Source organism: Ferrigenium sp. UT5 (genome assembly GCF_045866295.1).
In the GTDB taxonomy this organism is placed as follows: Bacteria; Pseudomonadota; Gammaproteobacteria; order Burkholderiales; family Gallionellaceae; genus Sideroxyarcus.
Genome location: NZ_BAAFRY010000026.1, coordinates 1 through 25219, shown reverse-complemented (window position 1 = coordinate 25219; position 25219 = coordinate 1). Strand labels below are relative to the sequence as shown.

At 57.8% G+C, this 25219-nt stretch carries 26 protein-coding genes and 1 pseudogene; 13 read left to right on the top strand and 14 right to left on the bottom strand.

Features of this window, described 5'->3' with window-relative positions; translation table 11 throughout:
- Positions 1 to 36: 36 nt before the first annotated feature.
- The 5 genes from ACKTSJ_RS09775 to ACKTSJ_RS09755 form a co-directional block, all read right to left on the bottom strand.
- Complete coding sequence (locus ACKTSJ_RS09775; RefSeq protein ID WP_407899754.1) at positions 37 to 894, bottom strand: hypothetical protein; 858 nt, start codon at positions 892 to 894, stop codon at positions 37 to 39.
- Between the two features lie 195 nt (positions 895 to 1089).
- Positions 1090 to 2085, bottom strand: a complete 996-nt coding sequence (locus ACKTSJ_RS09770) for a diacylglycerol/lipid kinase family protein (RefSeq protein WP_407899752.1) — start codon at positions 2083 to 2085, stop codon at positions 1090 to 1092.
- A gap of 395 nt (positions 2086 to 2480) precedes the next feature.
- A complete protein-coding gene (locus ACKTSJ_RS09765) occupies positions 2481 to 2897 on the bottom strand; it encodes a sugar 3,4-ketoisomerase (RefSeq protein WP_407899750.1) in 417 nt (138 codons plus the stop codon).
- A complete protein-coding gene (locus ACKTSJ_RS09760) occupies positions 2894 to 3421 on the bottom strand; it encodes a GNAT family N-acetyltransferase (protein WP_407899748.1) in 528 nt (175 codons plus the stop codon). Before ACKTSJ_RS09760 ends, ACKTSJ_RS09765 begins: the two co-directional genes overlap by 4 nt.
- On the bottom strand, positions 3411 to 3941 hold the full coding sequence (locus tag ACKTSJ_RS09755) for an acyltransferase (protein WP_407899746.1): 531 nt from the start codon (positions 3939 to 3941) through the stop codon (positions 3411 to 3413). Before ACKTSJ_RS09755 ends, ACKTSJ_RS09760 begins: the two co-directional genes overlap by 11 nt.
- 356 nt (positions 3942 to 4297) lie before the next feature.
- On the opposite strand from ACKTSJ_RS09755, the gene ACKTSJ_RS09750 reads away from it, so the two are divergent.
- The 4 genes from ACKTSJ_RS09750 to ACKTSJ_RS09735 all read left to right on the top strand — a co-directional run bounded on the left by ACKTSJ_RS09750 (position 4298) and on the right by ACKTSJ_RS09735 (position 8935).
- Positions 4298 to 5419, top strand: coding sequence for a DegT/DnrJ/EryC1/StrS family aminotransferase (locus tag ACKTSJ_RS09750; RefSeq protein ID WP_407899744.1), 1122 nt, complete (start codon positions 4298 to 4300; stop codon positions 5417 to 5419).
- 5 nt (positions 5420 to 5424) lie between these two features.
- Positions 5425 to 6693, top strand: coding sequence for an O-antigen translocase (locus tag ACKTSJ_RS09745; protein WP_407899742.1), 1269 nt, complete (start codon positions 5425 to 5427; stop codon positions 6691 to 6693).
- 107 nt (positions 6694 to 6800) lie between these two features.
- Positions 6801 to 7697: a glycosyltransferase family 2 protein gene (locus ACKTSJ_RS09740; RefSeq protein ID WP_407899740.1), complete on the top strand. Its 897-nt coding sequence runs from the start codon at positions 6801 to 6803 to the stop codon at positions 7695 to 7697.
- Positions 7698 to 7801: 104 nt separating this feature from the next.
- Entirely contained in the window at positions 7802 to 8935 is a 1134-nt protein-coding gene (locus ACKTSJ_RS09735; RefSeq protein ID WP_407899739.1) for a hypothetical protein, read from the top strand.
- A 296-nt stretch (positions 8936 to 9231) separates the two neighbouring features.
- On the opposite strand, the gene ACKTSJ_RS09730 is transcribed toward ACKTSJ_RS09735, so the two are convergent.
- From ACKTSJ_RS09730 to apbC, 5 genes are all read right to left on the bottom strand, one after another.
- Positions 9232 to 10068, bottom strand: coding sequence for a radical SAM protein (locus ACKTSJ_RS09730; RefSeq protein WP_407899737.1), 837 nt, complete (start codon positions 10066 to 10068; stop codon positions 9232 to 9234).
- A 163-nt stretch (positions 10069 to 10231) separates the two neighbouring features.
- Positions 10232 to 11107, bottom strand: a complete 876-nt coding sequence (locus ACKTSJ_RS09725; protein WP_407899735.1) for a peptidoglycan DD-metalloendopeptidase family protein — start codon at positions 11105 to 11107, stop codon at positions 10232 to 10234.
- Positions 11104 to 11760 carry a protein-L-isoaspartate(D-aspartate) O-methyltransferase gene (locus ACKTSJ_RS09720; protein ID WP_407899733.1) on the bottom strand — a complete coding sequence of 219 codons (657 nt, stop codon included), beginning with the start codon at positions 11758 to 11760 and terminating at the stop codon, positions 11104 to 11106. Before ACKTSJ_RS09720 ends, ACKTSJ_RS09725 begins: the two co-directional genes overlap by 4 nt.
- Positions 11757 to 12506, bottom strand: coding sequence for a 5'/3'-nucleotidase SurE (gene surE / locus ACKTSJ_RS09715; protein WP_407899731.1), 750 nt, complete (start codon positions 12504 to 12506; stop codon positions 11757 to 11759). Before surE ends, ACKTSJ_RS09720 begins: the two co-directional genes overlap by 4 nt.
- A complete protein-coding gene (gene apbC, locus ACKTSJ_RS09710; protein WP_407899729.1) occupies positions 12506 to 13597 on the bottom strand; it encodes an iron-sulfur cluster carrier protein ApbC in 1092 nt (363 codons plus the stop codon). The genes surE and apbC overlap by 1 nt, the downstream gene beginning before the upstream one ends.
- A 143-nt stretch (positions 13598 to 13740) precedes the next feature.
- Here apbC and ACKTSJ_RS09705 point away from each other — a divergent pair, with 143 nt between their 5' ends.
- Positions 13741 to 14196: a C40 family peptidase gene (locus ACKTSJ_RS09705; protein WP_407899727.1), complete on the top strand. Its 456-nt coding sequence runs from the start codon at positions 13741 to 13743 to the stop codon at positions 14194 to 14196.
- A gap of 3 nt (positions 14197 to 14199) precedes the next feature.
- On the opposite strand, the gene mltB is transcribed toward ACKTSJ_RS09705, so the two are convergent.
- Positions 14200 to 15153, bottom strand: a complete 954-nt coding sequence (gene mltB, locus ACKTSJ_RS09700) for a lytic murein transglycosylase B (RefSeq protein WP_407899725.1) — start codon at positions 15151 to 15153, stop codon at positions 14200 to 14202.
- A gap of 178 nt (positions 15154 to 15331) precedes the next feature.
- On the opposite strand from mltB, the gene ACKTSJ_RS09695 reads away from it, so the two are divergent.
- From ACKTSJ_RS09695 to ACKTSJ_RS09685, 3 genes are read left to right on the top strand one after another with little or no spacing between them, the layout of a single operon-like run.
- On the top strand, positions 15332 to 15661 hold the full coding sequence (locus ACKTSJ_RS09695) for a YqjD family protein (RefSeq protein WP_407899723.1): 330 nt from the start codon (positions 15332 to 15334) through the stop codon (positions 15659 to 15661).
- Positions 15662 to 15664: 3 nt separating this feature from the next.
- Complete coding sequence (locus ACKTSJ_RS09690; protein ID WP_407899721.1) at positions 15665 to 16045, top strand: phage holin family protein; 381 nt, start codon at positions 15665 to 15667, stop codon at positions 16043 to 16045.
- Positions 16038 to 16355 carry a YqjK family protein gene (locus ACKTSJ_RS09685; protein ID WP_407899719.1) on the top strand — a complete coding sequence of 106 codons (318 nt, stop codon included), beginning with the start codon at positions 16038 to 16040 and terminating at the stop codon, positions 16353 to 16355. The genes ACKTSJ_RS09690 and ACKTSJ_RS09685 overlap by 8 nt, the downstream gene beginning before the upstream one ends.
- Before the next feature lie 215 nt (positions 16356 to 16570).
- Here ACKTSJ_RS09685 and ACKTSJ_RS09680 read toward each other — a convergent pair whose 3' ends face one another.
- Both ACKTSJ_RS09680 and ACKTSJ_RS09675 read right to left on the bottom strand, forming a co-directional pair.
- Positions 16571 to 17875, bottom strand: coding sequence for a M16 family metallopeptidase (locus tag ACKTSJ_RS09680; RefSeq protein WP_407899717.1), 1305 nt, complete (start codon positions 17873 to 17875; stop codon positions 16571 to 16573).
- A complete protein-coding gene (locus tag ACKTSJ_RS09675) occupies positions 17865 to 19217 on the bottom strand; it encodes a M16 family metallopeptidase (protein ID WP_407899715.1) in 1353 nt (450 codons plus the stop codon). The genes ACKTSJ_RS09680 and ACKTSJ_RS09675 overlap by 11 nt, the downstream gene beginning before the upstream one ends.
- 70 nt (positions 19218 to 19287) lie before the next feature.
- On the opposite strand from ACKTSJ_RS09675, the gene ftsY reads away from it, so the two are divergent.
- The 3 genes from ftsY to ftsX all read left to right on the top strand — a co-directional run bounded on the left by ftsY (position 19288) and on the right by ftsX (position 21906).
- Entirely contained in the window at positions 19288 to 20235 is a 948-nt protein-coding gene (gene ftsY / locus ACKTSJ_RS09670) for a signal recognition particle-docking protein FtsY (protein ID WP_407899713.1), read from the top strand.
- A gap of 118 nt (positions 20236 to 20353) precedes the next feature.
- Positions 20354 to 21004: a cell division ATP-binding protein FtsE gene (gene ftsE, locus ACKTSJ_RS09665; protein ID WP_407899711.1), complete on the top strand. Its 651-nt coding sequence runs from the start codon at positions 20354 to 20356 to the stop codon at positions 21002 to 21004.
- The gene (gene ftsX / locus ACKTSJ_RS09660) at positions 21001 to 21906 is read left to right on the top strand and encodes a permease-like cell division protein FtsX (RefSeq protein ID WP_407899709.1); all 906 of its coding nucleotides are present in this window, start codon (positions 21001 to 21003) and stop codon (positions 21904 to 21906) included. Before ftsE ends, ftsX begins: the two co-directional genes overlap by 4 nt.
- A gap of 14 nt (positions 21907 to 21920) precedes the next feature.
- Here the strand turns inward: ftsX and djlA are convergent, their stop codons facing one another.
- A complete protein-coding gene (gene djlA, locus ACKTSJ_RS09655; protein WP_407899707.1) occupies positions 21921 to 22694 on the bottom strand; it encodes a co-chaperone DjlA in 774 nt (257 codons plus the stop codon).
- A 194-nt stretch (positions 22695 to 22888) separates the two neighbouring features.
- On the opposite strand from djlA, the pseudogene ACKTSJ_RS09650 reads away from it, so the two are divergent.
- Together ACKTSJ_RS09650 and ACKTSJ_RS09645 are read left to right on the top strand one after the other, a co-directional pair.
- Positions 22889 to 24712 (top strand): annotated as a pseudogene (locus tag ACKTSJ_RS09650) (phosphoenolpyruvate carboxykinase (GTP)).
- A 94-nt stretch (positions 24713 to 24806) separates the two neighbouring features.
- Complete coding sequence (locus tag ACKTSJ_RS09645) at positions 24807 to 25070, top strand: KTSC domain-containing protein (protein ID WP_407899705.1); 264 nt, start codon at positions 24807 to 24809, stop codon at positions 25068 to 25070.
- Positions 25071 to 25219: the final 149 nt, after the last annotated feature.

Here is a 25219-nt window from a genome sequence, read left to right as displayed (position 1 = left end):
CGGAGTATCCCGCCGCGACGCGCCACAGAGCAGGCGCTATTCAGCCCGGGCGAATTTCTCCGTCATAACCCCCAGTCGCAGACGAATATCGGCAGGAATGGCAAAAGCATCGGCGTAATAATCGTGGCTGCCGGTAAATTTTTTACTGATCAGTTCATCGTGATAGCTGCCCATCAAACCATTCAGCGTGCTGAGGTAGCGCGAGATACTGTCATGGTCGGGCGATGGAAACAAAATCTTCAGGTTGTCGTAGAGCGCAACCAGGCGGCTGATGACTTTGCGCATTTCATGGAATTCTTTGCTGGTCACTTTCTCGCGTGACAAATGCCCGCTGATAAAGGCGATCTGCTGTTGCACATAGCGGCGAAACGACGCCGTGGTACTCGGCTGAAAACGATTGATCTCGCGGGTGAGCAACGCAAACGGCAAGCGCGACAGCAATAGGCGCGACACAAGCGCGGCGCGGCGCACGGCACCGCCATGCTTATTTTTTACGGCATCCTGCAAATTCCCCATGATGCCGGTCAGCCAATGAAAAACCAGGGGATATCGATGGCGTTCGTCACAGGCCACGAAGGCAAACCGCAGATGCTTGAATTTGGCGCGCACATATTTGAAGGCTAGCTGCTGCTCGGGAGGCAGCGCGTGCCGCGCCTGAATCGCCACAATCATCTCCTGCAGCGCACGGCGCTCAACGCCTTCCAGCCAAAGTTGGCGGCACAGGTAATAACAGGTCGCCAGTTGTTGCCGGCTGTAGTTCAGTTGAATCACGTCCGGTAGCCGCGCCTCCGGATACAAATCATCATGCACCAATACCGCCGCGAAGAGCGCGTCGCACTGGGACAGCGCAAAACGCTGCAGATCGGGCGCGGGAAAAGGCTCGGATGTATTCATGCGCAATTTGATTTCATCTTGGATTATTCATACGTCAGAAATTTGGCCTGCATCAGCCAGTCTCTGGCGCATCCATACACACTAACTGAACTGATGCTCATGGGGCGCAGCGGGCCACCCCAAAAAATGAAAAGTCCGAGTCGCCCCAGATCGCCCATCGGACGGAGAGGGTGCGAACAAGTCGCCGCGCGAGTTTCACGTCAACCGTACAAAATCCAGCGTCCCACCATCGGTCAGCACCAGCGGCGTATCTGGCGCAGTCGCGAAAATTTCACCGTCCACGGTGAAATACCCATCGAACCGGAGTTCAAGACGGCGCACATTGTGGCTGATGTAGCCATTCTCCGGAGTCATAAAACGGTTGATCTTGCCGCGCAACAGGCCCGGCAACGCCCGCACCCAGTGACGCGGATGCGCGCGCACACAACTGAAGTGCAACGGCGCATCTTCCTTGCCCCAGAACGGGCGCAATCCCAGAAACAGGCGCTTCAGGGTTGTCACGTGGAAAATTTCACATTCGGAGGTTAATACCGGCGAGCCATCCATGGACACCCCAACCGTCACCGGCGACACAATATCGCGTTCACCGCGCGCCATCGCCAGCGCGAAACGCAACATTGCGACTCCCGGACCAATTTCGCCGCGCAAACCCACGCGATGAACTTTGCCACGGCAATATTCGATGCCCTGGCAAATTGCCGCCGCGCCAAAAAACATGCCATACAACGGGGCGCGCCCCGCCCCCGGATTCACGCAAATGATGTGTCGCCGCAGGATATGCAACCCCTCGGCGTCGCCGGTCGCACGCCGAATGAGACATTTCAGCGCCCGATGCGGACGGCCGCGATAGCCGATATCGCCCGCCGTCATATTGGTGGTGCCGGAATGCAAAATGGCCAGCAAAGGAAGTTGAGGAAATGGATTGCGGTTCAAAAGCGTGCTGATCACGGCGTGCACCGTACCGTCACCACCACTGATAGCCACAATATTTACGTCATGCGCAGCCAGCTCATCCAGTGCGCGAGCAACAGAATCCGGATCCGAGACGTTGCAATACGGAATGTCCGGATGGGCATCGAGCACGCGGCGCATGGCATCGGGGGACTTGAGGTTCGCCCCGCTCCCCGGATTAAAAATAACCCCAATTCGCGCTGCGACTGATCCTGTACTGAATGGGCGTGGTTCAAGCATTGGCGGTATGGCCTGTGTCAAGTGGGCGCGCATTGTAGCAATTGCACCCAGCGGCAACCAGCCTCATGAAATTGAGCGCAACGGGCGCGTACAGTGACACGAATCCGAATAGAGATAGTATCCTCTGACGCGGCTAATTTCAGCGAAAGCAGGTGATTTCCACGCTCACTGGAACTGCGTGATTTCCCATCATGTGCAGGTCCGGAACGGAGGCACCCCCAGTCAAGTGCTTTCGTGCTACACGCTCGCCAAGCGCGCAAAGATTCTTGCCGGGATAGAAACTGAAACCTGCCGGCACTCACCACACGCCGGCAGGCATCATTCATATCTGAAAGTATCGTGACATGCAGTGTCACCAGACCAGGGTAGGTCCGGGAACTTGACTTCTTTTATGTTCATGCTTTAGCGGCAGCCACGGCCGTCATGAATTTCGAGTAGTCGCGGATGTAATCAGTCTCGTCGTAATGCGCAGAAGCTAGCACCATGCACACAGCTCCCGAAGAAAAATTATCCAAATCTCGCCACATCATCGGGCAGACGTATAAACCATAATAGGAACGATTCAGGTGGAAGCGTTTTTTTTCCGCACCATCATCCAGCACGACATCAAAGCTGCCCGACATGGCTACAATAAACTGATGCAAGTTTTTATGTGCATGCGAACCGCGATCAGAGCCACCGGGCACGTCATAAAGATAGTACACGCGCTTTATATCAAATGGGATGTGTTGCCCGCCCTCGATAAACGAGAGGTTTCCGCGCGGGTCAGTGATTTTTGGCAATTCGATGATTTTGCAGCGTTGAATGCTCATAAAAACTCCACTTGAACGTTTCCATCCAGAAAGCGCCGATAACGATGACGGGAAACCTGTATTGCCTCACCGTCCAGGCGATAGAGATAATCTTCTGCCGTTTCGGCAACCCGACGGGCACCGAAACGTTCGTGGAACCGCCATACGCGCTCGTTGCCCTTGCGCACATCAAGATGCGCCCCCTTGAAACCGAGATGGTCGATACCGTAGGCATACACCATTAGCGCCGATTCCATTGCCGCGTGGCCCGGTCGGGTGTCTTTCAATATCCACGACCCCCAGCAAAAACTGTCGCCCAGCGGATTGTACAGCCGCACCGTTCCAATCGGCTCGCCCTGATATTCGATTATGAAATATGCTTGGTCATCCGCTTGAGCATAACGCGCAAGCCAGGCTTTCTGGTCGGCAATATCGGCACTAACGGCGCTGAGATAACGCGATTTTTCGGTGTCGGTGCGCAACGACAAGATAAAGGCCGCATCCTCCGCGCAAGCGTTACGAAAGCTCAAGGTTTTACCCGTCACGCGTGCCGCCTTGCGTAGCGGGATCGACGGGGAAGCACTCATCGCTGCTGCACACATATCGAATGATGCGCGCAGGATTGCCGACCACGACAGCCCCATCCGGCACCGATTTCGTCACCACCGCTCCGGCCCCAACCATGGCCCGTCGGCCTATCACGATGCCCGGCAGAATAGTCGCCCCCCCCCCGACTGAAGCACCAGCCTTGACGGTCGTCACCGCAAAGGCTTCGGGATACTGCCTGCTGCGCGGAAGGAGGTCGTTGGTAAAGGTTACATTCGGCCCGATAAACACATCATCCTCCAGCCGTATCCCATCCCACAGCTGCACACCCGACTTGATGGTCACGTTATCGCCCACCACCACATCATTCTCGATAAAAACATGCGCGCACACATTGCAGTTGCTGCCTATCTTCGCCCCGGCCAGTACCACGCAGAACTGCCAGATACGGGTGCCTTTACCAACATTTGTTGATTGCACATCGGCCAGTGCATGAATACCTTCCATCTTGTTCTCCATTCTTCGAATATTCGGCAATCACCAGAAACCGTAAGTGTTGCCCTACGTATTTCTATAGCCCGGCCTCAGGAAGCTTGCTTGTGATAACTTTTACAGAAAAAGTGTCGCCCTATCAAGTTCGATCCGGGTTAGAATCTGACTCAAAAGACCTTGGTCGGGTTAGGTGCCACGAACTACTGGCAGGTCCGCCCCGCACGGAGCGGGCGCAACAGTGAAATATGTTACGGGAATCGTCGGCAAATTCGCCTCGAATGGGTAAGCACCAGACAACTGAAACAGACAGATAAACCCGCTTAATACCAGCTTCATTCCAATATTGACTGGTAAGTCATGCCATATAAATGGAGCCATCCCAATTGATCCCGTTTTTAGATTTAAAGGGTATTAACGCCCAATATAGAGACGCGTTAATCCAAGCGGCCACGAATGTGATCGATTCAGGCTGGTACATTCAAGGCAGCGAACTCCATGCTTTCGAGCGGGAATTTAGTGACTACTGTGGCACCCGGCACTGTGTCGGCGTGGCCAATGGCTTGGATGCCTTGACCCTGACGTTACGCGCATGGAAAACGCTGGGCAAATTAAAGGAAGGCGACGAGGTAATAGTACCGGCCAATACCTATATTGCGAGCATATTGGCTATTACCGAGAATCAACTCAAACCGGTATTGGTGGAACCGGATGCTGCCACGTACAACCTGTGTCCGATTAAAGCCACAACCGCCATTACGCCCAAAACTAGAGCTATTGTAGCGGTTCATCTTTATGGCCAACTTGCACCCATGCCAGAAATTATGGCGCTGGCCGATCAGCACCAACTACTGGTCCTGGAAGACTCTGCCCAGGCTCACGGCGCGGAAATCAACGGCAAAAAGGCAGGCAACTGGGGACATGCCTCCGGCTTCAGCTTTTACCCCGGAAAAAATCTCGGTGCACTAGGCGATGCCGGCGCTGTCACGACCAATAACGAGGAATTGGCGCGAACAATTCGGGCTCTGGGCAACTACGGTAGCCACAAGAAATACGAGAATCTGTACCAAGGTGTCAACAGCCGTTTGGATGAAATGCAAGCAGCTTTATTACGCGTAAAGCTGAAGCATTTAGACGCAGAAACAGCGCGGCGTAAGGAAATTGCGCTGGCTTATGCCAAGGGCATTCACAATCCCGTCATCCAACAACCCATCGCCGCCGAAAATACCCCGGAAACACTGGGATCACATGTATTTCACCTCTACGTAGTTCGTACAGAAGAGCGCGAAGCCCTGCAAGCACACTTAGGTGCCGCCGGCGTGCAAACCTTGATCCACTATCCGATACCACCACATCAGCAGCAAGCTTACCGGAACTGGAATAAAGAACACCACCCGCTCACCGAAACCATCCACAAACAAGTGCTCAGTTTACCCATCAGTCCGGTGATGAGTAATGAGCAGGTGAATGCGGTGATTGAAGCCTGCAACGCTTTCCGCATCAAATAACTTCCATGACGCTAATCAAGACCAGTCTGCTGAATGGCATCGCTGTTGTCATCAAAATGCTGACTTTGCTCGGTTTGAACAAGATACTGGCGATCTATGTGGGACCGGCGGGGTATGCGATTCTGGGGCAGTTCCTAAACGCGGTTCAAATGATTACCAACTTTGCCAGCGGTGCCATCAATCAAGGGGTCACCAAATATACGGCCGAATATTCCAAGGATTCGGCCAGGCAACACACGGTATGGCGCACCGCGGCCGCCATTGCGCTCACGGGCTCATTGTTGATTGCTGTTTTCATCGCCGCTTTTAATCAGAAATTGGCTGGTTGGTTTCTAAAGGATGAAAGTCTCGGCAGCGTATTTATCTGGTTTTCCACCACGCTGGTACTGTTCGTGTTCAACTCCCTGCTGCAGGCAATTCTCAACGGTAAAAGAGAGATTCGGCGCTATGTGATTGCCAATATTGCCGGCAGCCTGTTTGCATTTGCCGTAACGACTTGGATGGCGATGCAAATGGGGTTGTACGGTGCACTGGTCGCTTTGGTGATTTATCAGTCACTGACATTTTTTGTAACTTTGGCGCTTATTTACAACGCAAACTGGTTTCGTCCAAGTTACCTATTTGGGCGGATCGATCGTCAGGTCGCAAAAAACCTGGGAAAATTCACGATCATGGCGTTGACTTCGGCTGTGACTGTGCCAATCAGCCATATTCTGATTCGCAACCATCTTGGCGAAACTCTGGGATGGGATGCGGCCGGATACTGGGAAGCTGCATGGCGATTGAGTAATTTCTACTTGATGCTGGTCACAACCACGTTAAGTGTTTACTACCTGCCCAAGTTATCTGAACTGCAACATTCCGCCGATATCAAACGCGAAATCATTCAAGGCTATAAAATTATTCTTCCCGTGGCGGCAGCCTGCAGTTTGGCCATTTACCTGAATAGGGACTTCCTTATTCGAGCCCTGTTCAGTACTGAATTTGCGCCAATGGAGGTGTTATTCGCCTGGCAAATGGTCGGGGATACTCTGAAAATCGGCAGTTGGATACTCGCTTACCTGATGCTGGGAAAAGCAATGATCAAATTGTTTGTGGTATCGGAGATCTTATCTTCTGCAATGTTTTATGTTTTGACCGTAATTTTTACTCAAACAATGGGGTTGGAAGGCGTCGCGCTTTCACATGCAGTAAACTATCTAATCTACTGGTCAGCAATGGCCATTTTTATCCCTAAAGTACTCCGCCAACGCGCGCGACCTAACACTGATTGATGAGCGCAGTATTGATCAATCCTCATCCAACCGATGAGTGAAAATTGAAGTGCCTCCATAACGACTGCCGACATTCCCGATTGCTTAATTTTAAGGAGTTTGATTAAGTGTCTACACCCATGGTATCCGTGATTGTACCGAGCTATAACCACGGAAAATATATTCAGGAGTGCATACAGAGCATCATCGATCAGGATTATCAAAATATTGAGTTGATTATTATTGACGACGGCTCGAATGATGATTCCGTGGAAAAAATCAGAGAACTGGCGACAGCCTGTACGCAAAGATTTGTAAGATTTGAATTCAGAACACGACCTAACAAAGGCTTGTGCGCAACATTGAATGAGGGTTTGGCGTGGTGCAAAGGGGTGTATTTTTCACCTTCGGCTTCGGACGATGTTCTATTAAAAAACAAAATAACGGCTCAAGTTGATGGGTTGGAAAGAAATGCAAAATTCGGCGTTGTTGCCGTTTTTTCCGGCATCTCGGTATTCAATGAAGATAGCAAGAAAATAAAGGAAAAAAGCAGCCGCGAATGCATCTTCGGGTTTGAGGAAGCATTCCTTAGAAGCAGACGCATGACGGGACAGTCGGTAATGATGGTAAGGGCTTCTGTTTTAGCGGTGGGCGGTTACGATCCACGCTTTAAAATTGAAGATCTGTACCTTTTTCTAAAATTAACTGAAAAAGGTGGGAAACTGCTCACCATCAAGGGGATTGGAGTCAAGTACCGCAAGCATAATGATAATTTTTCATCGAAGCATTCGGAGATGTGGCTCTCGGTTCGCGGCATTCTTGATCAGTATAAATATCACCCACTTTACCATAAAGCCGTATCGTCATCCATGATGATCCAAGCGCGCGGTTTATTGCGGTCCGACAGTAAATTGCTTTCTTTGCTCTGGGCCTTTAATGCAATAAAAGAATATCCCGGAATTCTTTTTAGCAGGTCGATGATTAAGTTTTTCGTAAAAATCTTCATGCCAAAAGCTTTGCGATAATCAATAAAAGGAAAATCGCGGCTATTGGGGCTGCCTATCCTGACTAACGAATACACAACACACCCGCGCTGAATATCATCTATTGCAAAACAGGAAATACAGTCATGTCTCGCAATTCCAGTCATGCCAAATCAGTGTTGGCCATTCTTATTTCAACTTTAGTCGGGGTGGTATTGTGTGCCGCAATTGTCGAGTTGATTCCGCTGTCAGGCAAGGCACCGACCAAACTTGAGGAAGGAAGGAATGCGGCCGGACATCGATATCTTGATGTATGCGCACATGGCTCCTGCGCCTACCCCGGGGTCTATTATCCGCGCGAGGTGGTGGCCAAGCCTGGGCAGCCGGAGGAGGTCATTTACGACGTAACCTACACCATCGACGCCGACCGGACACGCCGGACGCCCTCCGATTTAAAACCGGATGCACCGAGTATCCCGGTCAATTTCTTCGGCGGCTCGTTCATGTTCGGAGAAGGTCTGAATGACGATCAGACACTCCCTTATTTTTTCAACCAGTTTATCCCGGACGCCCGCGTCAAAAATTATGGGTTTCACGGGCATGGTGTGCATAACAGCCTCAAACTGCTGGATGACCTGAAAACGGCTCCGGCACAGATCAATGTTGTGCTGACCGGCGCTTATCATGCCAGGCGTGCATCGTGCGACAAGGACTACAGCATGCCCCACCCTTCGTATCGGGTAAAACCGAATGGCAACCGGATGACCGAATACGTTTCGCGCTGCAGCGAAAGGACGCCAAGCGATCTGGCGGAGCTCAATCAGACCGGTTTCAATACGCTGTACGACACCGCGCTGTCAAAGCTGAAATTGACGAAATTGTTGTTTAACCCGGTACGCGAGGCCTATACCCAAAAACAGATGGCGTTGTACGCCGCTGTGCTCCACGATTTCCGAACGGTCAGCGAAGAACGGGGGATAACGCCGGTCATCATGTATCTGCAGGAGCCTTGGCATCGTTTTCTGGGGCAACCTTCGTTTGCCGATCCGATGCTGGAAAAACTGGATCAAGAGCATTACTTGTGGGTGGATGTTTCGCTTGGAGAAAATTTTCGCAGTGTTCCAAGAGAATACTATTTGCATCCGTTAAACAAGCATCCTTCGGCCCTGGCGAATTGCCTGCGCGCGAAACGACTGGTGGATTATCTGGTGCGCATCCATCAAGTGAGTCAAGACCGGGTCAATACCGCGTATGCATGTCCCAACCACGAGGCTCGATGACGCTTGTGACGAACCTGTGCGGGTCGGGCCGTTAGCCCTCGGTGCGGCGAAGCCGGCGGTGCAGGAAGGGCTACCGGCGGCTGCTTCCGCAATCGGCTGCAAGAGCCCTCACCTCAATCCTCTCCCAGAGGGAGAGGAAGCGATTGCCCTTTCCCCCGCCGGGGGAAAGTTGGATAGAGGGTTGGCAGTAACGTGTCGCAGCCGCTCGTCCGACATGTCGGGTTGAAACCCGACCCACAACACCGTTCTCGCTACACGCATAAATGCCGATTAACGTGCAGCACTACCGGGCTGCGCTAATCGGAGAGGTTGACTGCAACGCCCAAAGCGCGGATGCGCCGCGCAAACCGTTCCAGGTCGGCATGCGGCAAGGATGACAAGCGCGGCGCCTCCGGTTGCAGCGAGGGTCGCGCCAAGCCGTACAACAGTACGCCTTGTGGCCGAATGCCGTCGCGCAGCAGTCCCGCCAGAAAATCCAGATAGTCGTCTTCGTCCTGCTTGCCCGGTGCGCTGCCGTCCAGTGCGAACCAGCAGGTCTGCAGCCAGGTATTGTGGCAGCAGGCGATGGCGGTGGCGAGGTTCTGCCGCACTTTGTCCAGCGTCATCTTGGTGTCGTTGACGCTCAGCATCCCCGCCTCGCTGGAACGGTCCAGCTTGAACCAGACTTCGCCGTTGACTTGCGCCATGCGGCGCAACCCCTGCTGCACGTTGTCCCGCTGCAACAGGCTGCCGTTGGTGATGAGCACCAGTTTAAGTGCGTCCGGTTTCAGTCTGGCGACAAGTTCGACGACTTCGGCAAATTTTTCTGCACTGGTCGGTTCGCCGTTGCCTGACAGGGCGATGTCGTTGATGCGTCTCGCCTCGGGCGGCACGCGTTGCATGAAATCACCGTGTTGAAGTTCATGCAGAAAACCGCTCAACTCCTTCCCCAACAGCAGCAGATCGACGGGGGGTGCTGTGCCGCGCACAAGGTCGGGCACCTGGCAATAGATGCAGCGCCAGTTGCAGGCATTGTTGGGATTGAGGTTGATGCCGATGGAGACCCCGCCCGCGCGGCGCGAGACGACCGGATAGACGTAGCGCAATCCGGCGCTGTCGCGGCTGTGGTCGCTTACGGTGAGGGTGTCCGGCATGTATTTTCCCCCGGCAGTTGATCTGTTGTGGGTCGGGTTTCAACCCGACGCAGTTGATAATATTCCACGACAGGGTTGGACTGATACCCGCAAGGGGCAGGCCGTGGCTGTGCGGGGCTGACACCCCTACACCACACGCTCAGTCCGCCCCACAAAACCGGAGTCAAGACTTGACCAACGGCAGGTACTTTTCCGGATCGACCGGTTTTCCCTGTTTGCGGATTTGGAAATGCAGTTTGACCTGATTGGCGTCGGTGTCGCCCATCTCCGCAATCTGCTGCCCCTTGCGCACGGTCTGCCCTTCCTTCACCAGAATCCGTTCGTTGTGTGCGTAGGCGCTGAGGTAGGTGGCGTTGTGTTTGATGATAATCAGCTTGCCGTAACCGCGCAAACCGCTGCCGGCATACACCACTTTACCTGCCGCACTGGCCATCACGGGCTGACCCTTCTTTCCGGCAAAATCAACCCCTTTAAGATTGGCGTTGCGTGAAAATTCGGTGATCAGTCTGCCACGGGTCGGCATTCCCCACTCCAGCGCGTCCGCCGCATCGTCGCCGGCAACGGGATTGACGGGCCGGACCATTTGCCCCGTTACAGCGGCCACGCGGCCTTCCTGCATTTGATCCGCCTTGAGCAGCGCCTGCTCGGAATACAGTAGCCGGCCCACCTTCGGCGCGCGTTTGGTTTCACCCGGGACCGCATGCGCAATGTAGACAGGTGGAGACTCGTCGACTGCGCCCTCATCCAGTGGAATTCTTAATTCAAGCTGTTGACCGATGCTGATCGCGGTCGGGTCTTGCAAACCGTTGTATTCCGCCACCTCCAAATAATTCAAACCGTCTTCAAAGGCGATGCTGTACAGCGTTTCACCCGCCTGCACCGTGTGGTGTTTGATGGTGTAACGAGGCCCCGATACGTCAGCGGGGCGGCGGGTGTCACCGTATTCCACGACCGGCGCCTGCCCCTTCCGGACACCGGTGCCGCACGCGCCCAAGGTGGCAGCCAGCACCAGCAGTAATAATTTTGCAACCAGTCTCATACTTTTCCCGTCAGCAAAGGGACGAACTTCACCGCATCCAGGCGCGTCTCGCGAAACCCCTGCTCCGTGCGTTCGATAAGATAAAGAAATTGTTCGCCGGTGCCGAGCGGCAATACCATCCGGCCGCCGACCACCAGTTGCGCTTTCAGCTCTATGGACAGGGCGGGGGCCGCGCAGGCCATGACGATGCCGTCGAAGGGCCCCGCATCGGCCAGTCCCGCGCTCCCGTCCGCATGGCGCAGGATGACATTGCGCACCTTCAATTCGCGCAACAGTTTGCGGGCGCGCTCGTACAAAGGCTGAATGCGTTCCACGCTATAGACTTCCTGCGCCAGTTGCGCCAGCACGGCGGCCTGGTAGCCGCAACCGGTGCCGATCTCCAACACCCGCCCCAAGGGTTTGCCGTTGCGCAGAACTTCCAGCATGCGCGCCACGATCCAGGGCTGGGAAATGGTCTGCCCGTAATTGATGGGGAGCGCGACATCGTCGTAGGCGCGCCCGGCCAGCGCCTCATCCACGAAGAGATGGCGCGGCACGTTGCCGATCGCCGCCAGGACCGCCTCGTCGCGGATGCCTTGCGCGCGCAAGCGCTCGATCATGCGACCGCGCGTGCGCGCCGAGGTCATGCCGATCCCGGCGTGTTGCAAATTCATGCCGCGTTCCCCATCCAGGCCCGCACCGCATCGATCTGGGCGTACTGCGTCAGATCGATCTGCAAGGGCGTGATCGAGACGCGGCCCTGCGCGATGGCGGCAAAATCGGTGCCCGCACCGGCGTCCTGCGCCTTGCCCACCGGGCCGACCCAGTAGATCGGCTGACCGTGCGGATTGGTGGTCTTGATGACCGGTTCCGCCTTGTGCCGTCTGCCCAGGCGCGTCACTTCCATGCCCTGCAACTCCGCATAGGGCACGTCCGGCACATTCACGTTCAGCAGCCAGGGCTGGGGATGCGGCAGACGCCCGAAGCGAAGCACCAGATCTTCCGCCACACGCGCGGCGGTTTCGTAGTGCTTCTCCTCATGCCCGATCAGGGAAACCGCAATGGCCGGAACGCCCAGCAGAAAACCTTCGGTCGCGGCGGCCACCGTGCCGGAATAGATGGTGTCGTCTCCCATGTTGGCGCCGGAGTTGATCCCGGAAACGATGATGTCCGGTTGCATGTCCAGCATTCCGGTGACCGCCAGGTGCACGCAGTCGGTCGGCGTGCCGTCCACATAATAGAAACCGCTCGCCGCCCGGCGCAAATTGAGCGGACGGTTGAGGGTCAGCGAGTTGCTCGCCCCGCTCCGATCGCGTTCCGGCGCCACCACCACCACTTCGCCCAGCGCGGACAAGTGCTGCGCCAGGCAGGCCAGACCCGGCGCGAAGTAGCCGTCGTCGTTCGAAATCAGAATGCGCATCAGGTGTTCTGCACCACAATTTTCGGGAATGCCGCGCTGTGATCCTGCGCCATCTCGGCGATCTTCACCGCCACGCGCCGCGCGATCTGTTTATAGATCTTGCTGATATTGCCATCGGGGTCGGCCACCACGGTCGGCTTGCCGGAATCTGCCTGTTCGCGGATATGGATGTCGAGCGGCAGGCTGCCAAGGAATTCCGTGTGGTAGTCGGCACACATCTTCTCGCCGCCGCCGGCCCCGAAGATATGTTCCTCGTGGCCGCATTTCGAGCAGATATGCGTGCTCATGTTCTCCACGATGCCGATGATCTTCACATCGACCTTCTCGAACATCTTGAGCCCCTTGCTCGCATCCATCAGCGCGATGTCCTGCGGCGTAGTGACGATCACCGCGCCGGTCACCGGCACTTTCTGCGCCAGGGTGAGCTGGATGTCACCCGTGCCAGGCGGCAGATCCACCACCAGATAATCCAGGTCGTCCCACCGGGTCTGGTGCAGCAACTGGTCCAGCGCCTGGGTTGCCATCGGGCCGCGCCAGATCATCGGCGTATCGGCATCGATGAGAAAACCGATCGACATCACTTGCAGACCATGGTTGAGCATTGGCTTCATGCTCTTGCCGTCTTCGGAATCCGGATTGCCGCTGATTCCCAGCATGGTCGGTTGCGAAGGGCCGTAAATATCCGCATCCAGCATGCCGACGCGCGCGCCTTCGGCTGCCAGCGCCAGCGCCAAGTTGACCGCCGTGGTGGACTTGCCCACCCCGCCCTTGCCGCTCGCCACCGCGATGATGTTCTTCACCCCGTCCACCAGCTTGACGCCGCGCTGCACCGCATGCGGCACGACCTTGCTGGAAACGTTTGCCTCCACCTTGCCCACACCCGGCAACGCAGACTTGAGATGCGCCTCGACCATAGCCTTGATTTCGGCCCACACGCTCATGGCCGGATAACCCAGCAGGATATCCAGCGCAACATCGTTGCCGCTGATGCGGATGTTCTTGACCGACTTGCCGCTCACAAAATCTTTTTTGGTGTTGGCATCGATCAGGTTTTTCAGGGCATTCTGCACATCATTTTCATTGAAACTCATCGCTGACTCCGGTCTGATTGAATTATGGTTAGGGTTGGGGACTCGATTCTACTTGAGTTAAGGGCATCGCGTAAAAGGCGATCCCGGCATTGCCCGCGCCCTCATGCTTTATACTTCGCGCCGGAATATCCACAACGCGCACCATGAAAACAATCACCTTGCTGCTGCTTGCCGTGCTGACCGCCTGCACCAGCGCGCCCACGCGCGACGATTCTGCGACGTCGGAACGGATGAACGAGCTCGTCCTCTACGCGATGAGTCTGGCCGACACGCCCTACCGTTACGGCGGCAATAACGCCAGCGCCGGGTTCGATTGCAGCGGTTATGTGCGGCATGTCTATGCGCATGAACTGGAGATCGAGCTGCCCCGCACCAGCCAGCAGATCAGCCGCGTCGGCAAACCGCTGCATCCCGGCGAATTGCGTCCCGGCGACCTGGTGTTCTACAACACCCTGCACACCCCCTACTCGCACGTCGGCCTCTACATCGGCGACGGCAAATTCGTCCATTCTCCCCGCAGCGGCAGCCGCATTCGCGTCGAACGGATGTCGCTCGACTACTGGCAATCGCGCTATAACGGCGCGCGGCGGGTGTATTGATCGTCAGTGCCGCGCGGCGCGCAGCGCCTGCGCCAGTTGATGCACGGAAAGCGCATAGAAACTGCTGATGTTGTAGCGCATGATGACATCGAAGTTTTCGAATGCCAGCCAGTATTCCTTGCTGTTCTCCAGGGTCAGGTCCAACAACCAGGCCGGCGGCAACAGGCGATCCTCACTTTCCGCAGGCACAACCCCGGCATCGGTGCGCCACCCCAGCAACGGCCTTGCCTCGGCGAGAATCCCCAGTCGCTGCGGGTTTGGCACAGCCGCCAGCACGGCCACCGGCTCGCCGCTGCGCCAGCCGTAGTGCTTGAAATAATTCGCCACGCTGCCAATGGCATCTTCCGCTTCGTGCAGGATATCCACCCGGCCATTGCCGTTATAGTCGAGCGCATATTTGCGGAAGTTGCTCGGCATGAATTGCGGGATGCCGAGCGCACCGGCATAGGAAGCGTTGATCTCCAACAGATTGAAATCCTGTTCGCGTGCCAGCAACAGGAATTGTTCCAGTTCGCCCCGAAAATAGTCCGCACGGCGCGGATAGGAAAAAGCCAGTGTGGTCAGCGCATCCAGGGCACGGTACCCGCCGGTATTCCGCCCGTACAGGGTTTCCACGCCGATGATGGCAACGATGTATTCCGCTGGCACGCCGAATTGGCGTTGCGCCCGCGCCAGCACCGACTCGTTTTTTTTCCAGAACTTCAGGCCGCCGTCGATCCGCTCGCGATTGACAAAACTGGCGCGATATTCCGGCCACGGCTTCAGGGTGGCCGGCTTGCTGATCGCCTCGATCACATCCGGGCGCTGCTCGGCGCGGCGAAAAACCCGCACCAGTTCCGCGCGCCTGAATTGATGTTGCGCCACCATCTCATCGATGAACGCGGGAATTCCGGGAAGGTCGGCGGCGTGAACCGAAACGGCAAGATACAGCAGGGGAAATAGGAAAAGTTTTTTCATGGCGCGCGCATTCTACGCCTTGATTGATTGACTTCAGAATCTAAACGCCTACAATTCAGACGCGCTCCGCGTCGCACCGATTCAATCCGGATTACCCGCCGCCCGCAGGATTCAAGTATCGGGGGGGAGCGGGTAGTATGGCCCGGATTGGTTTTAAACCCACTCGAAGGAGGATGTCATGAACACGAATTCCGTAGGCGCAACTTTTGATACGAGCAAGCAAAGACTGGCGCAGGATTTGCGCGCGGTGATTGCCGATACCGAGGATCTATTGCGGGCGACCGCCGACCAGGCGGGCGAAAAAATGGCGTCGATGCGCCAGCGCGCGCAAGCCAATCTGGCTCAGGCCAAGGTGCGTCTGGTTGAGGCCGAACAAGCCCTGGTGGATCGAACCAAAGTTGCGGCACAGGCAACCGACGATTATGTGCATGAAAATCCGTGGCAGTCGGTGGGAATTGCAGCGGCAGTCGGCGTACTGGTGGGCATGTTGATCGGACGCGGGCGCTGATTGATGGCGGAGGCAACGAGCCTGTTTTCTTCCATCAGGCGTCTCTTGTTCGGTTTGCTTGGAATTGTTGCCAACCGGGTGGAATTGTTTTCCAATGAGCTGGAAGAAGAGCGCCTGCGCTTGATGCAGGTGTTCTTTTTCATGTTATTCACCCTCTTCTGCCTGTGCATGGGCGTTCTGTTACTCTCAATGCTCGTCGTTCTGTTCTTTTGGCAGAATCATCTCCTGCTGGTTGTTGCCCTGCTGGCATTGGCTTTTTTTGCTTTTTCCATGCTTTCATTGCGCCTGTTGCGGGTTAAATTGAACCGGAAATCTCGCCCCTTCGCCGACACCATGGCGGAACTTGAAAAAGATCTGAATGCCCTGCGGAACAGCCATGAATGAACGTCTGCTTGAGATACGCCAGCGACGTGGCGCTTTATTGGGCATGATCGCCGCACAGCGTGCAGCTCTCGCCGAATCGGCGTGCCGCTGGCAATCTCCACTGGCTGCGCTTGATCGTGGAATATCCGGAGCCCGTTATCTGCGGCAGCATCCCTGGTTTGTGGCGGGCATTGTGGGGGTGCTCGTCATTCGTCGGCACTCCATTTCGACTGCGATAAAGTGGGGTTGGGTGGCGTGGCGCGGATACCGTTATTGGGTTGAGATGAAGTCCAGACTACGTCGCGCGACTGCCTTGCCCGATCAATTTTAGGTGTACCGACCAACCCTGGTGGTGTTTCAGATTTGAGCCGGGCGCTTTGATTCACCTGAATTTTCAACCCAGCCTTGAATCTTGTTGAGTTTTGAACAAACGGGATAGCCGTCGGGCTATGCGCTCATCGATTGTTTTTTGATGGCGCGAAAACGGCGCTTCCCGCCTTTTGATATCCGCGTTTATTTAGATCAGATGTATTCTCCCCCGGCGGCTCATTTCATTTCATCTGCACCGACGATCACCGTCGCCATCGCGGCCGGGTCGATGCGACGCCGGAACGCGCGGTTGATGTCACCGACGGTAACCTGTTCGACCCGCTGCGGGAAGTCATCCAGATAGGTCAGCGGCAGATTGTAAAAACCGATCAGGCTCAGGTAGTCGAGGATCTTGCCGTTGCTGTCGATACGCAAAGGGAAACCGTAGATGATGTTTTGTTTGGCGGCCCGCAATTCTTCTGTCGTCACGCCTTTCGCGATAAATCCCTGCAAGGTTTCGCGCACCACGTGCAGCGCTTCCCCGACCTGCTCATTCTTGGTTTGCAGGCCGATCTGGAACGCCCCCGGCTGCTGGAGCGGCATGAAGTAGCTGTACACGCTGTAGGCCATGCCGCGCTTCTCGCGCACCTCGTTCATCAGGCGCGACACGAAACCGCCCCCGCCCAGAATGTAGTTGCCGACGTAGAGCGGAAAGTAGTCCGCATCGCTGCGCGCGATGCCCGGCACGCCGATGAGGATGTGGCTCTGGCTCGCCGGATGCGGGATGCGCACCTCCTGCGCGCCGATTTTCATCGTCACCGGCGGCAACGCGCTCGCCGCACCGCCCTGCGGCAGATACGCGGTCAGGCGCCGGGCGATCGTCTCTGCCTGCTGCCGCGACACATCGCCCATCAGCGCCACCACGGCCACGCTTTCGGCAAAATGCGCGCGATAGAAATCGAGCAGGTCGTTGCGCTGCACCTTTTCCACATCGCTCACGGCGGTTTGCCAGCCATAGGGATGGGCCCCGAACACCGCGCGCCCGAACGCGCGTTCTGCCAGAAACTCCGGCTTGGTTTCCGCCTCGCGCAAGCTGGCGACCAGGCGATTCTTTTCGCGCTCCAGCACCGCCTGCGGAAACGCCGGGTGCTGCAACACATCCGCCAGGATGGCCAGCGCGGCCTCGCGTTCTGCTGCGCTGCTCAAGGTGCGCAGCGACAAACCGGAACGGTCGCTGTCGAAGTTGCCGGCCAGACGCGCGCCCACATCGGCCAGACGGCGCGCGATGTCATCCTCGCTCAACTCCTGTGTGCCCAGATCGAGCAAACCGTGGGTCAGCCCGGCGACGCCGATCTTGTCCGCCGCATCGTACGCGCTGCCGGCGGGAAAATTCACCGCCACATCCAGCATCGGCAGATTATGGTCCTCGACAAAATACACCCGCGCCCCGCCGGGAGTCTGCCAGTGCTGGATTTGCGGCGTGGCAAACACGCTGCCGACGAATGCGCAGAGAAGAAAAAAGAAAATAGAGTTAGTGCGCATGCTGCATCCCCTTGTGTTGCTTTGGCTCGCCGCTCAATGGCTGAGGATCGAGCACCGCCACCGTCAATTGATCGTCCTGCACAATCATGCGCGCCGCCTCCCGCACCTGCTCCGCCGTCACCGCCTGCAGCTTTTGCAGCATCAGCGGCAAGTCGCGGTGCGACAGGCCGATGCTTTCCATCTGCCCGATCTGCATCGCCTGATAGAACACGGAATCCAGTTTATAGACTTCGGCGGCCGTAACCTGGGCGCGCACCCGCCGCAATTCTTCCTCCGTCACCCCGTCGCGAACGATGAGTTGCAGCTGCTCGCGCAGGGCCGCTTCCAGCTCGTTCACCGTCTTGCCGGGAGCGGGCGTCGCTTCCAGCGAGAACAAGGTCGGTCCGCGCGAGGTGTTGCCGTAGCCCGCACCGATGGCCGTCGCAATCTGTTGTTCGCGCACGAGCGACCGGTTCAGCCGGGCCGAATCATTGCCGTCCAGCACGCCGGCCAGCACCGACAAGGCGTAGGGCTGCCAGTCGTTTTTCACGTCGCGCAGGGTTGGCGCGTGATACGCCATGACCAGATGCGGCAACTCCGCCGGCGCCTTGACCACCATGCGCTTGATGCCGCGCTGCGCCGGTTCCAGATAGGGTTTGCGCGCGGGCAGTTTGCCAGCCGGGATGGCCCCGTAATAACGTTGCGCCAGGGCAAAGACGGTTTTGGCATCGACATCGCCGGCAATCACCAGGGTGGCATTGTTCGGCACGTACCAAGTGTGGTACCAGGCGCGCGCATCGTCCGCCGTCATGTTTTCCAGATCGTTCATCCAGCCGACGATGGGGGTGCGGTAGGGATGCTCCTGGTAGGCGGTCGCCATCAGGCGTTCGTCGAGCAGGGCATGCGCATCATCATCCGTGCGCCAGCGGCGCTCTTCCATCACCACCCGGATCTCTTTGCCGAATTCCGCGTTGCTCAACACCAGGTTGTGCATGCGGTCGGCTTCCAGTTGCATCGCCAGCGCCAGTTTTGATTTGTGCAACTGCTGGAAATAGGCGGTGTAGTCGTAACTGGTAAAGGCGTTCTCGCGGCCGCCAGCAGCCGCGATGCGGCGCGAGAATTCGCCGGCCGGTACCGACTTCGTCCCCTTGAACATCATGTGTTCCAGCACGTGCGCCACCCCGGTGACGCCGGTGCGCTCGTCCATGCTGCCGGCGTGATACCAGATCTGCTGCACCACCGTGGGCGCGCGGTGGTCTTCCTTGACCACCACCTTCAACCCGTTCTGCAACGTGGTCTCGAACACTTCCGCCTGCGCCGTCGCGGCCAGCAGAAAACCCAGACATAAAGCATAAAGTCTCATCAATCTCATCCCGAACCGTTAAAATGCCCGCGCATTATGCGACATTTCTTCCACTGCCGAATACGCCTGCATGTTTAGTTTCCTGAAAAAAAATCCGCCCACACCCGAATCGAAAAGCTGGCTGACGCGCCTGGCCGATGGTCTGGCGCGCACCGGTGGACAGCTGTCCGCCCTGCTGGTTCCGGGCGGCAGGATCGACGATGAACTTTATGAAGAACTGGAGACCGTTCTCATTACCGCCGATGTGGGCATGGACGCGACCCGCCGCCTGCTGGCCGACGTGCGCCATCAAGTCAGGGAACAGAAATTGAGCGAGGCCGGACAACTGCGGCAAGCGCTGGCGCAGGCGCTGCTCAAGCTGCTCGCGCCGCTGGCAGCGCCGCTGGATGTCGGCACCCACCGGCCTTTTGTCATCATGCTGTGCGGTGTCAACGGCGCGGGCAAGACCACGTCTATCGGCAAACTGGCGCGGCATTTCCAGCGCCAGGGGAAATCGGTGCTGCTCGCGGCGGGTGACACGTTCCGTGCCGCCGCACGGGAACAATTGCAGGAATGGGGCAAGCGCAACGAGGTGACCGTCATCGCGCAGCAAAGCGGCGATGCCTCGGCCGTCATCTTCGATGCCGTGCAGGCGGCACAGGCGCGCCGCATCGACGTGGTGCTGGCCGACACCGCCGGCCGTCTCGCCACCCAGGCGCACCTGATGGAAGAGATCAAAAAGGTGAAGCGCGTCATCGCCAAAGTAATGCCCGACGCGCCGCATGAAGTGCTGCTGGTGCTCGATGCCAACACCGGGCAGAACGCGCTGTCGCAAGTCAAGGCCTTCGACGCAGCGCTGGGCGTGACCGGTCTGGTGCTGACCAAACTAGATGGCACGGCCAAGGGCGGCGTCATCGCCGCCATCGCCCAGGCGCATCCCATCCCCGTGCGCTTCATCGGCGTGGGCGAGGGACTGGACGACTTGCAACCCTTTGTCGCCGAGGATTTCGTCGCGGCGCTGCTGGGACAGGCCGCATGAAAAATCTTTTGTGCCTCAGCGATCACACGGGACACCAAGAGGACGGTTGCCGTCCTGTCTTGCCGAAATCGAAGGGACTGTTTTTCGCCGTGCGCGCAGCGGCCAAGCAGATTTTCAAATGATCCGGCTCAATCAAGTCTATAAACGCTACCCCGGCGGTCGCGAGGCCCTGAAAGCGGTCAGCTTCGACATTGCCGAAGGCGAGATGGTTTATCTTACCGGGCATTCCGGCGCGGGCAAGAGCACCCTGCTCAAGCTCATCGCCGCCATCGAACGCCCGACCGGCGGCAGCGTGCTGGTCAAGGGGCAGAACATCCGCGCGATCAAGCGCGAGGCGATCCCGCCCTTGCGGCGCAATCTCGGCCTCGTTTTTCAGGATCACAAGCTGCTGTTCGACCGCAACGCCTTCGACAACGTGCTGCTGCCCCTGCAGATCTGCGGCTTCGATCATCGCGAAAGCGCCAAACGGGTGCGCGCCGCGCTGGACAAGGTGGGGCTGCTCGATCGCGAAAAAGCCAATCCCATCGCGCTCTCCGGCGGCGAGCAGCAGCGCCTGTGTATCGCCCGTGCCATCGTCAACCGGCCCCAGATCCTGCTGGCGGACGAACCGACCGGCAATCTCGATGCCGAGTATGCGCACGAGATCATGACGATCTTCCAGTCTTTCCACCAGGTCGGCGCAACGCTCGTGATCTCCACCCACGACGAGGGAATGCTGGAAAAATTTCCGGCGCGCACGCTGCATCTGAAACAGGGTGAACTGCAATGAACGGGTTGCGCGCGCATCTGCGTGTGTTGCGGGAGAGCCTGCAACGCCTGCTGGCGACGCCGGGCGCCTCCCTGCTCGGCATCCTCGTCACCGGCATCGCCTTGAGTCTGCCGGTCGGCGGCTACCTCTTGCTGCAAAGCATGCAGGCGCTGGATGCCCGGCTCGGCACGACACCGCAGATCAGCCTGTTTCTGGCACAGGGAACGGACGCTGCGGAAATTGAAAAACTCGGCGCCCGGTTGCGCCGACACGACGCAATCGCTTCAGTCGAGTTCGTGCCACGCGAAATGGCGCTGAAAGAATTGCAGCAGAGCACGGAATTGGCGGACATCACCGAGGGGCTGGCGCAAAATCCCCTGCCGGATGCCTACATCATCCATCCCAAAAGCAGAGACCCCGCCCTGCTCGAAGCACTGCGCAACGAATTGCAAGGCAGCGCGGGCGTGGCGCACGCCCAACTGGATTCCGCCTGGCTGCGCAAACTGGAAGCAATTCTGGATGCCGGCCGCCTGGCAGTCGGGTTGCTGGCGGGGCTGTTGAGCTTCGCCCTGGTTGCCATCACCTTCAATACCATCCGCCTGCAGATCCTGACCCGGCGGCAGGAAATCGAGGTGGCAAAACTGATCGGCGCCACCGACGCCTTCATCCGCCGCCCCTTCCTCTACTTCGGCATGTTGCAGGGTCTGTTCGGCGGCGTTGCCGCCTGGCTGCTGGTTTCGCTCATGTTGCATGCGCTGAACTTCCCGCTCGGCGAGTTGGCCAGACTGTACGCCAGCAACTTTTCCCTGCAACCGCTGACGCCGCAGGACAGCTGCGCCCTGCTGGCATTCTCCGCCTTCCTCGGCTGGCTCGGCGCGTGGTTCTCGGTATCGCAGCACCTGTGGCAGATCGAGCCGCGCTGAACGGGAAAATCTTCTTACAAATTCCGCTCCTTCTTGATCAGGTCGTAGGCGAGCTGAATTTCTTTCGCCTGCTCGGTCGCCACCTTGACCATATCGTCCGGCATGCCCTGCCCCATGAGTTTATCCGGGTGATATTGGCTCATCAGCTTGCGGTAGGCACGTTTCACCTCCGCGTCGCTACTTTCCTTGCTCACGCCCAGCGCCTTGTAGGCATCCTCCAGCGCCGCCGCGCTGCTCGCCTGTTCGCCGGAAAAACGGGACTGGTTCAACACCATGTCCAGCAGGTGTTTGAAGGCTTCCGGGCCATAGCCTAGCCGCCCCGCGATCGCGGTGAGCAATTTCTCTTCTGCCGGATGGTAGTGGCCGTCCGCCATCGCCATCACGATCAGATAGACCAGCAGCATCTCCTTGAGATTGCGCGTGTGGCCGCAAAACGTCATGAACTTGCGCAAGGCCGGTTCGAGATCGAATTCCGCGACGGCACCTTGCTTGAACCAGCCGATGGCCTGCTGGCGATGCTCCGGCGTCATGCCCAATTTCTGCATGAACTGCTCGACATGCGCGATCTCGGCCTCGGACACGCGCCCGTCCGCCTTCGCCAGCTTGCCCATCGCAATGAAGGCCGTTTCCAGAAACACGGCCTGGCGGAGCGCATTCTGCAGCGGGTTCAGCGCCCCCTGTCCCAAAGCGCGGATCCGGTCGATGATCGAACCGAGGAACAGTCCGAGCAACACCCCCCACCAACCCCAGAAGTAGTAGCCTGCAACGATGCCGATGAATTTGAACAAAACGCCTCCGAGAAAAAGTGGGCAGAAACCTGCTGCAATCGAGGCGTTCATTATACCTTTGCAAGTGTTAGGCATTGCGTGACGCCCTCGTTATAATGCCCCGGCCACCGGCCAAGCCGGTGGATTCCTGCGCGGTCATCAGATCGTTGCGCAACAGATTGACCCCACCCGTATTGATTGCGGAGATTGAGCAGATGAGCCACAACAGCGCGGCACCGGATTACGTCAAGCACAACAAAATCAAGGCATGGGTCGCCGAGGTCGCCGCCCTGACCGAGCCGGAACGGGTGGTGTGGTGCGACGGCTCGCAGGAAGAATATGACCGGCTGTGCGCCGAGATGGTGACTGCCGGAACATTCATCAAACTCAACCCGGCCAAGCGCCCCAATTCCTTCCTGGCGTGTTCCGATCCTTCCGATGTGGCGCGCGTGGAAGACCGCACGTTCATTTGTTCCGCCCGCCATGAAGATGCCGGACCGACCAACAACTGGGAAGAACCAGCCAAGATGCGCGCCACGCTGCATGGCCTGTTCAAGGGCGCGATGCGCGGCCGCACCCTGTATGTAATCCCGTTCAGCATGGGGCCGCTGGGTTCCTCCATCGCCCATATCGGGGTGGAAATTACCGACTCGCCCTACGTCGTGGTCAACATGCGCATCATGACGCGCATGGGCCGCGCGGTGCTGGACGTGCTGGGGAGCACGGGTGAATTCGTGCCGTGTCTGCACAGCGTGGGCGCGCCGCTGCAACCGGGGCAGCCCGACCGCAAATGGCCGTGCAACCCGACCACCAAATACATCGTGCATTTCCCCGAGACGCGCGAGATATGGTCATACGGTTCGGGCTATGGCGGCAATGCCCTGCTCGGCAAGAAATGCTTCGCCCTGCGCATCGCGTCCAGCATGGCGCGCGATGAAGGCTGGCTGGCCGAGCACATGCTGATCCTCGGCATCGAGTCGCCGGCGGGCGAAAAGAATTATGTCGCGGCGGCCTTCCCGTCCGCCTGCGGCAAAACCAATCTGGCGATGCTGATTCCGCCGCAAAGTCTGTCCGGCTGAAAAGTGACCACGGTAGGCGACGACATCGCCTGGATCAAGCCCGGCAAGGACGGGCGCATGTACGCAATCAATCCCGAGTCCGGCTTCTTCGGCGTCGCGCCCGGCACCTCGCAAAAAACCAACTTCAACGCGATGGCCACGCTGCAGGAAAACATCATCTTTACCAACGTGGCGCTGACCGATGACGGCGACGTGTGGTGGGAAGGCATGAGCAAGGAGCCGCCGCCGCACCTGATCGATTGGCAGGGCAAGGACTGGACGCCTGAAGACGGCAAGAAAGGGCGCAAGGCCGCGCATCCGAATTCGCGCTTCACCGCACCCGCCAACCAGTGCCCGTCCATCGACAGCGAATGGGAAAATCCGCAGGGCGTGCCGCTGTCGGCGTTCATCTTCGGCAGTCGCCGCGCCACCACCATGCCGCTGGTGTTCGAGGCGCTGAACTGGAACTACGGCGTGTATATCGCTTCCACCCTGGGCTCGGAAACGACCGCTGCCGCCGTCGGCGAACAGGGCGTGGTGCGCCGCGATCCGTTCGCCATGCTGCCGTTCTGCGGCTACCACATCGGCGACTATTTCAATCACTGGTTGAAAATGGGCCAGGTGGTAGAACATGCGCCGCGGATTTTCTGCGTCAACTGGTTCCGCGTGAACGAACAGGGCGAATTCCTGTGGCCGGGGTTCAGCGACAACATGCGCGTCCTGAAGTGGATCGTCGATCGCGTCAATGGCCGCATCCCGGCGCACAAAACCGCGCTTGGCTGGATGCCGCGCTTCCAGGACATCGACTGGTCTGGAACGCAGATCAGTCAGAGCGAGTTCGATCAGCTCAACCATCTGGACGCGCGGTCATGGAAAACCGAAATGGCGCTGCACAAGGAATGGTTCGAGAAGATCGGCGCAAAATTGCCGCAGCAGTTGTCGCACAAACACGAACTGGTCAAACTGGCGCTGATCGACTGACGGTCATGCTGGCGCCGCCAATGCTCCTGCAACCCGGCATCCCGCTGTGCCGGCGCCTGACCCGCAAGGCCGGGAATCGTTGCAGCAAACACGCATGGAAATGAGGAAGATCAACGCCGGCAAGTTGCGCGCCATCGGCTACGATAGGCACGCGCGCATTTTGCAAGTTCAGCTCGACAACGGCGACACCTTGCAATATCTTGGTGTCGGCGAGGATCTGTGGCGCAAACTGGCCGGTTCCGCTGCGGCGTGGAGCTTCTATCGCGACAACATCGAAGAGGAATTCACGCTGCGGAAAGTATCGGCGCATGCGCCTGCCGCCGGAAATCCGCTGGACGCGCTATTTGGCCCGAAATAACAGCGGCCTCGCGTCACTGCCCGTTCTGTTCAATGCGCAAAGGAGATGGGATGGACGCCTCCCTCCCCACGGGGAGCGAGGTAAGTAAGTAAGAATGAGGTAGCCCCTCGCGGACCTGACGGCATCTAGGTGCCAAGGTGGAGATAATG

Bases quoted from the DNA above. Each gene is read 5' to 3' on its own strand.
- ACKTSJ_RS09775 (WP_407899754.1), bottom strand. From the start codon at position 894: ATGAATACATCCGAGCCTTTTCCCGCGCCCGATCTGCAGCGTTTTGCG.
- ACKTSJ_RS09770 (WP_407899752.1), bottom strand. From the start codon at position 2,085: ATGCTTGAACCACGCCCATTCAGTACAGGATCAGTCGCAGCGCGAATT.
- ACKTSJ_RS09765 (WP_407899750.1), bottom strand. From the start codon at position 2,897: ATGAGCATTCAACGCTGCAAAATCATCGAATTGCCAAAAATCACTGAC.
- ACKTSJ_RS09755 (WP_407899746.1), bottom strand. From the start codon at position 3,941: ATGGAGAACAAGATGGAAGGTATTCATGCACTGGCCGATGTGCAATCA.
- ACKTSJ_RS09745 (WP_407899742.1), top strand. From the start codon at position 5,425: ATGACGCTAATCAAGACCAGTCTGCTGAATGGCATCGCTGTTGTCATC.
- ACKTSJ_RS09735 (WP_407899739.1), top strand. From the start codon at position 7,802: ATGTCTCGCAATTCCAGTCATGCCAAATCAGTGTTGGCCATTCTTATT.
- ACKTSJ_RS09730 (WP_407899737.1), bottom strand. From the start codon at position 10,068: ATGCCGGACACCCTCACCGTAAGCGACCACAGCCGCGACAGCGCCGGA.
- ACKTSJ_RS09725 (WP_407899735.1), bottom strand. From the start codon at position 11,107: ATGAGACTGGTTGCAAAATTATTACTGCTGGTGCTGGCTGCCACCTTG.
- ACKTSJ_RS09720 (WP_407899733.1), bottom strand. From the start codon at position 11,760: ATGAATTTGCAACACGCCGGGATCGGCATGACCTCGGCGCGCACGCGC.
- surE (WP_407899731.1), bottom strand. From the start codon at position 12,506: ATGCGCATTCTGATTTCGAACGACGACGGCTACTTCGCGCCGGGTCTG.
- apbC (WP_407899729.1), bottom strand. From the start codon at position 13,597: ATGAGTTTCAATGAAAATGATGTGCAGAATGCCCTGAAAAACCTGATC.
- ACKTSJ_RS09705 (WP_407899727.1), top strand. From the start codon at position 13,741: ATGAAAACAATCACCTTGCTGCTGCTTGCCGTGCTGACCGCCTGCACC.
- mltB (WP_407899725.1), bottom strand. From the start codon at position 15,153: ATGAAAAAACTTTTCCTATTTCCCCTGCTGTATCTTGCCGTTTCGGTT.
- ACKTSJ_RS09695 (WP_407899723.1), top strand. From the start codon at position 15,332: ATGAACACGAATTCCGTAGGCGCAACTTTTGATACGAGCAAGCAAAGA.
- ACKTSJ_RS09690 (WP_407899721.1), top strand. From the start codon at position 15,665: ATGGCGGAGGCAACGAGCCTGTTTTCTTCCATCAGGCGTCTCTTGTTC.
- ACKTSJ_RS09685 (WP_407899719.1), top strand. From the start codon at position 16,038: ATGAATGAACGTCTGCTTGAGATACGCCAGCGACGTGGCGCTTTATTG.
- ACKTSJ_RS09680 (WP_407899717.1), bottom strand. From the start codon at position 17,875: ATGCGCACTAACTCTATTTTCTTTTTTCTTCTCTGCGCATTCGTCGGC.
- ACKTSJ_RS09675 (WP_407899715.1), bottom strand. From the start codon at position 19,217: ATGAGACTTTATGCTTTATGTCTGGGTTTTCTGCTGGCCGCGACGGCG.
- ftsY (WP_407899713.1), top strand. From the start codon at position 19,288: ATGTTTAGTTTCCTGAAAAAAAATCCGCCCACACCCGAATCGAAAAGC.
- ftsE (WP_407899711.1), top strand. From the start codon at position 20,354: ATGATCCGGCTCAATCAAGTCTATAAACGCTACCCCGGCGGTCGCGAG.
- ftsX (WP_407899709.1), top strand. From the start codon at position 21,001: ATGAACGGGTTGCGCGCGCATCTGCGTGTGTTGCGGGAGAGCCTGCAA.
- ACKTSJ_RS09645 (WP_407899705.1), top strand. From the start codon at position 24,807: ATGGAAATGAGGAAGATCAACGCCGGCAAGTTGCGCGCCATCGGCTAC.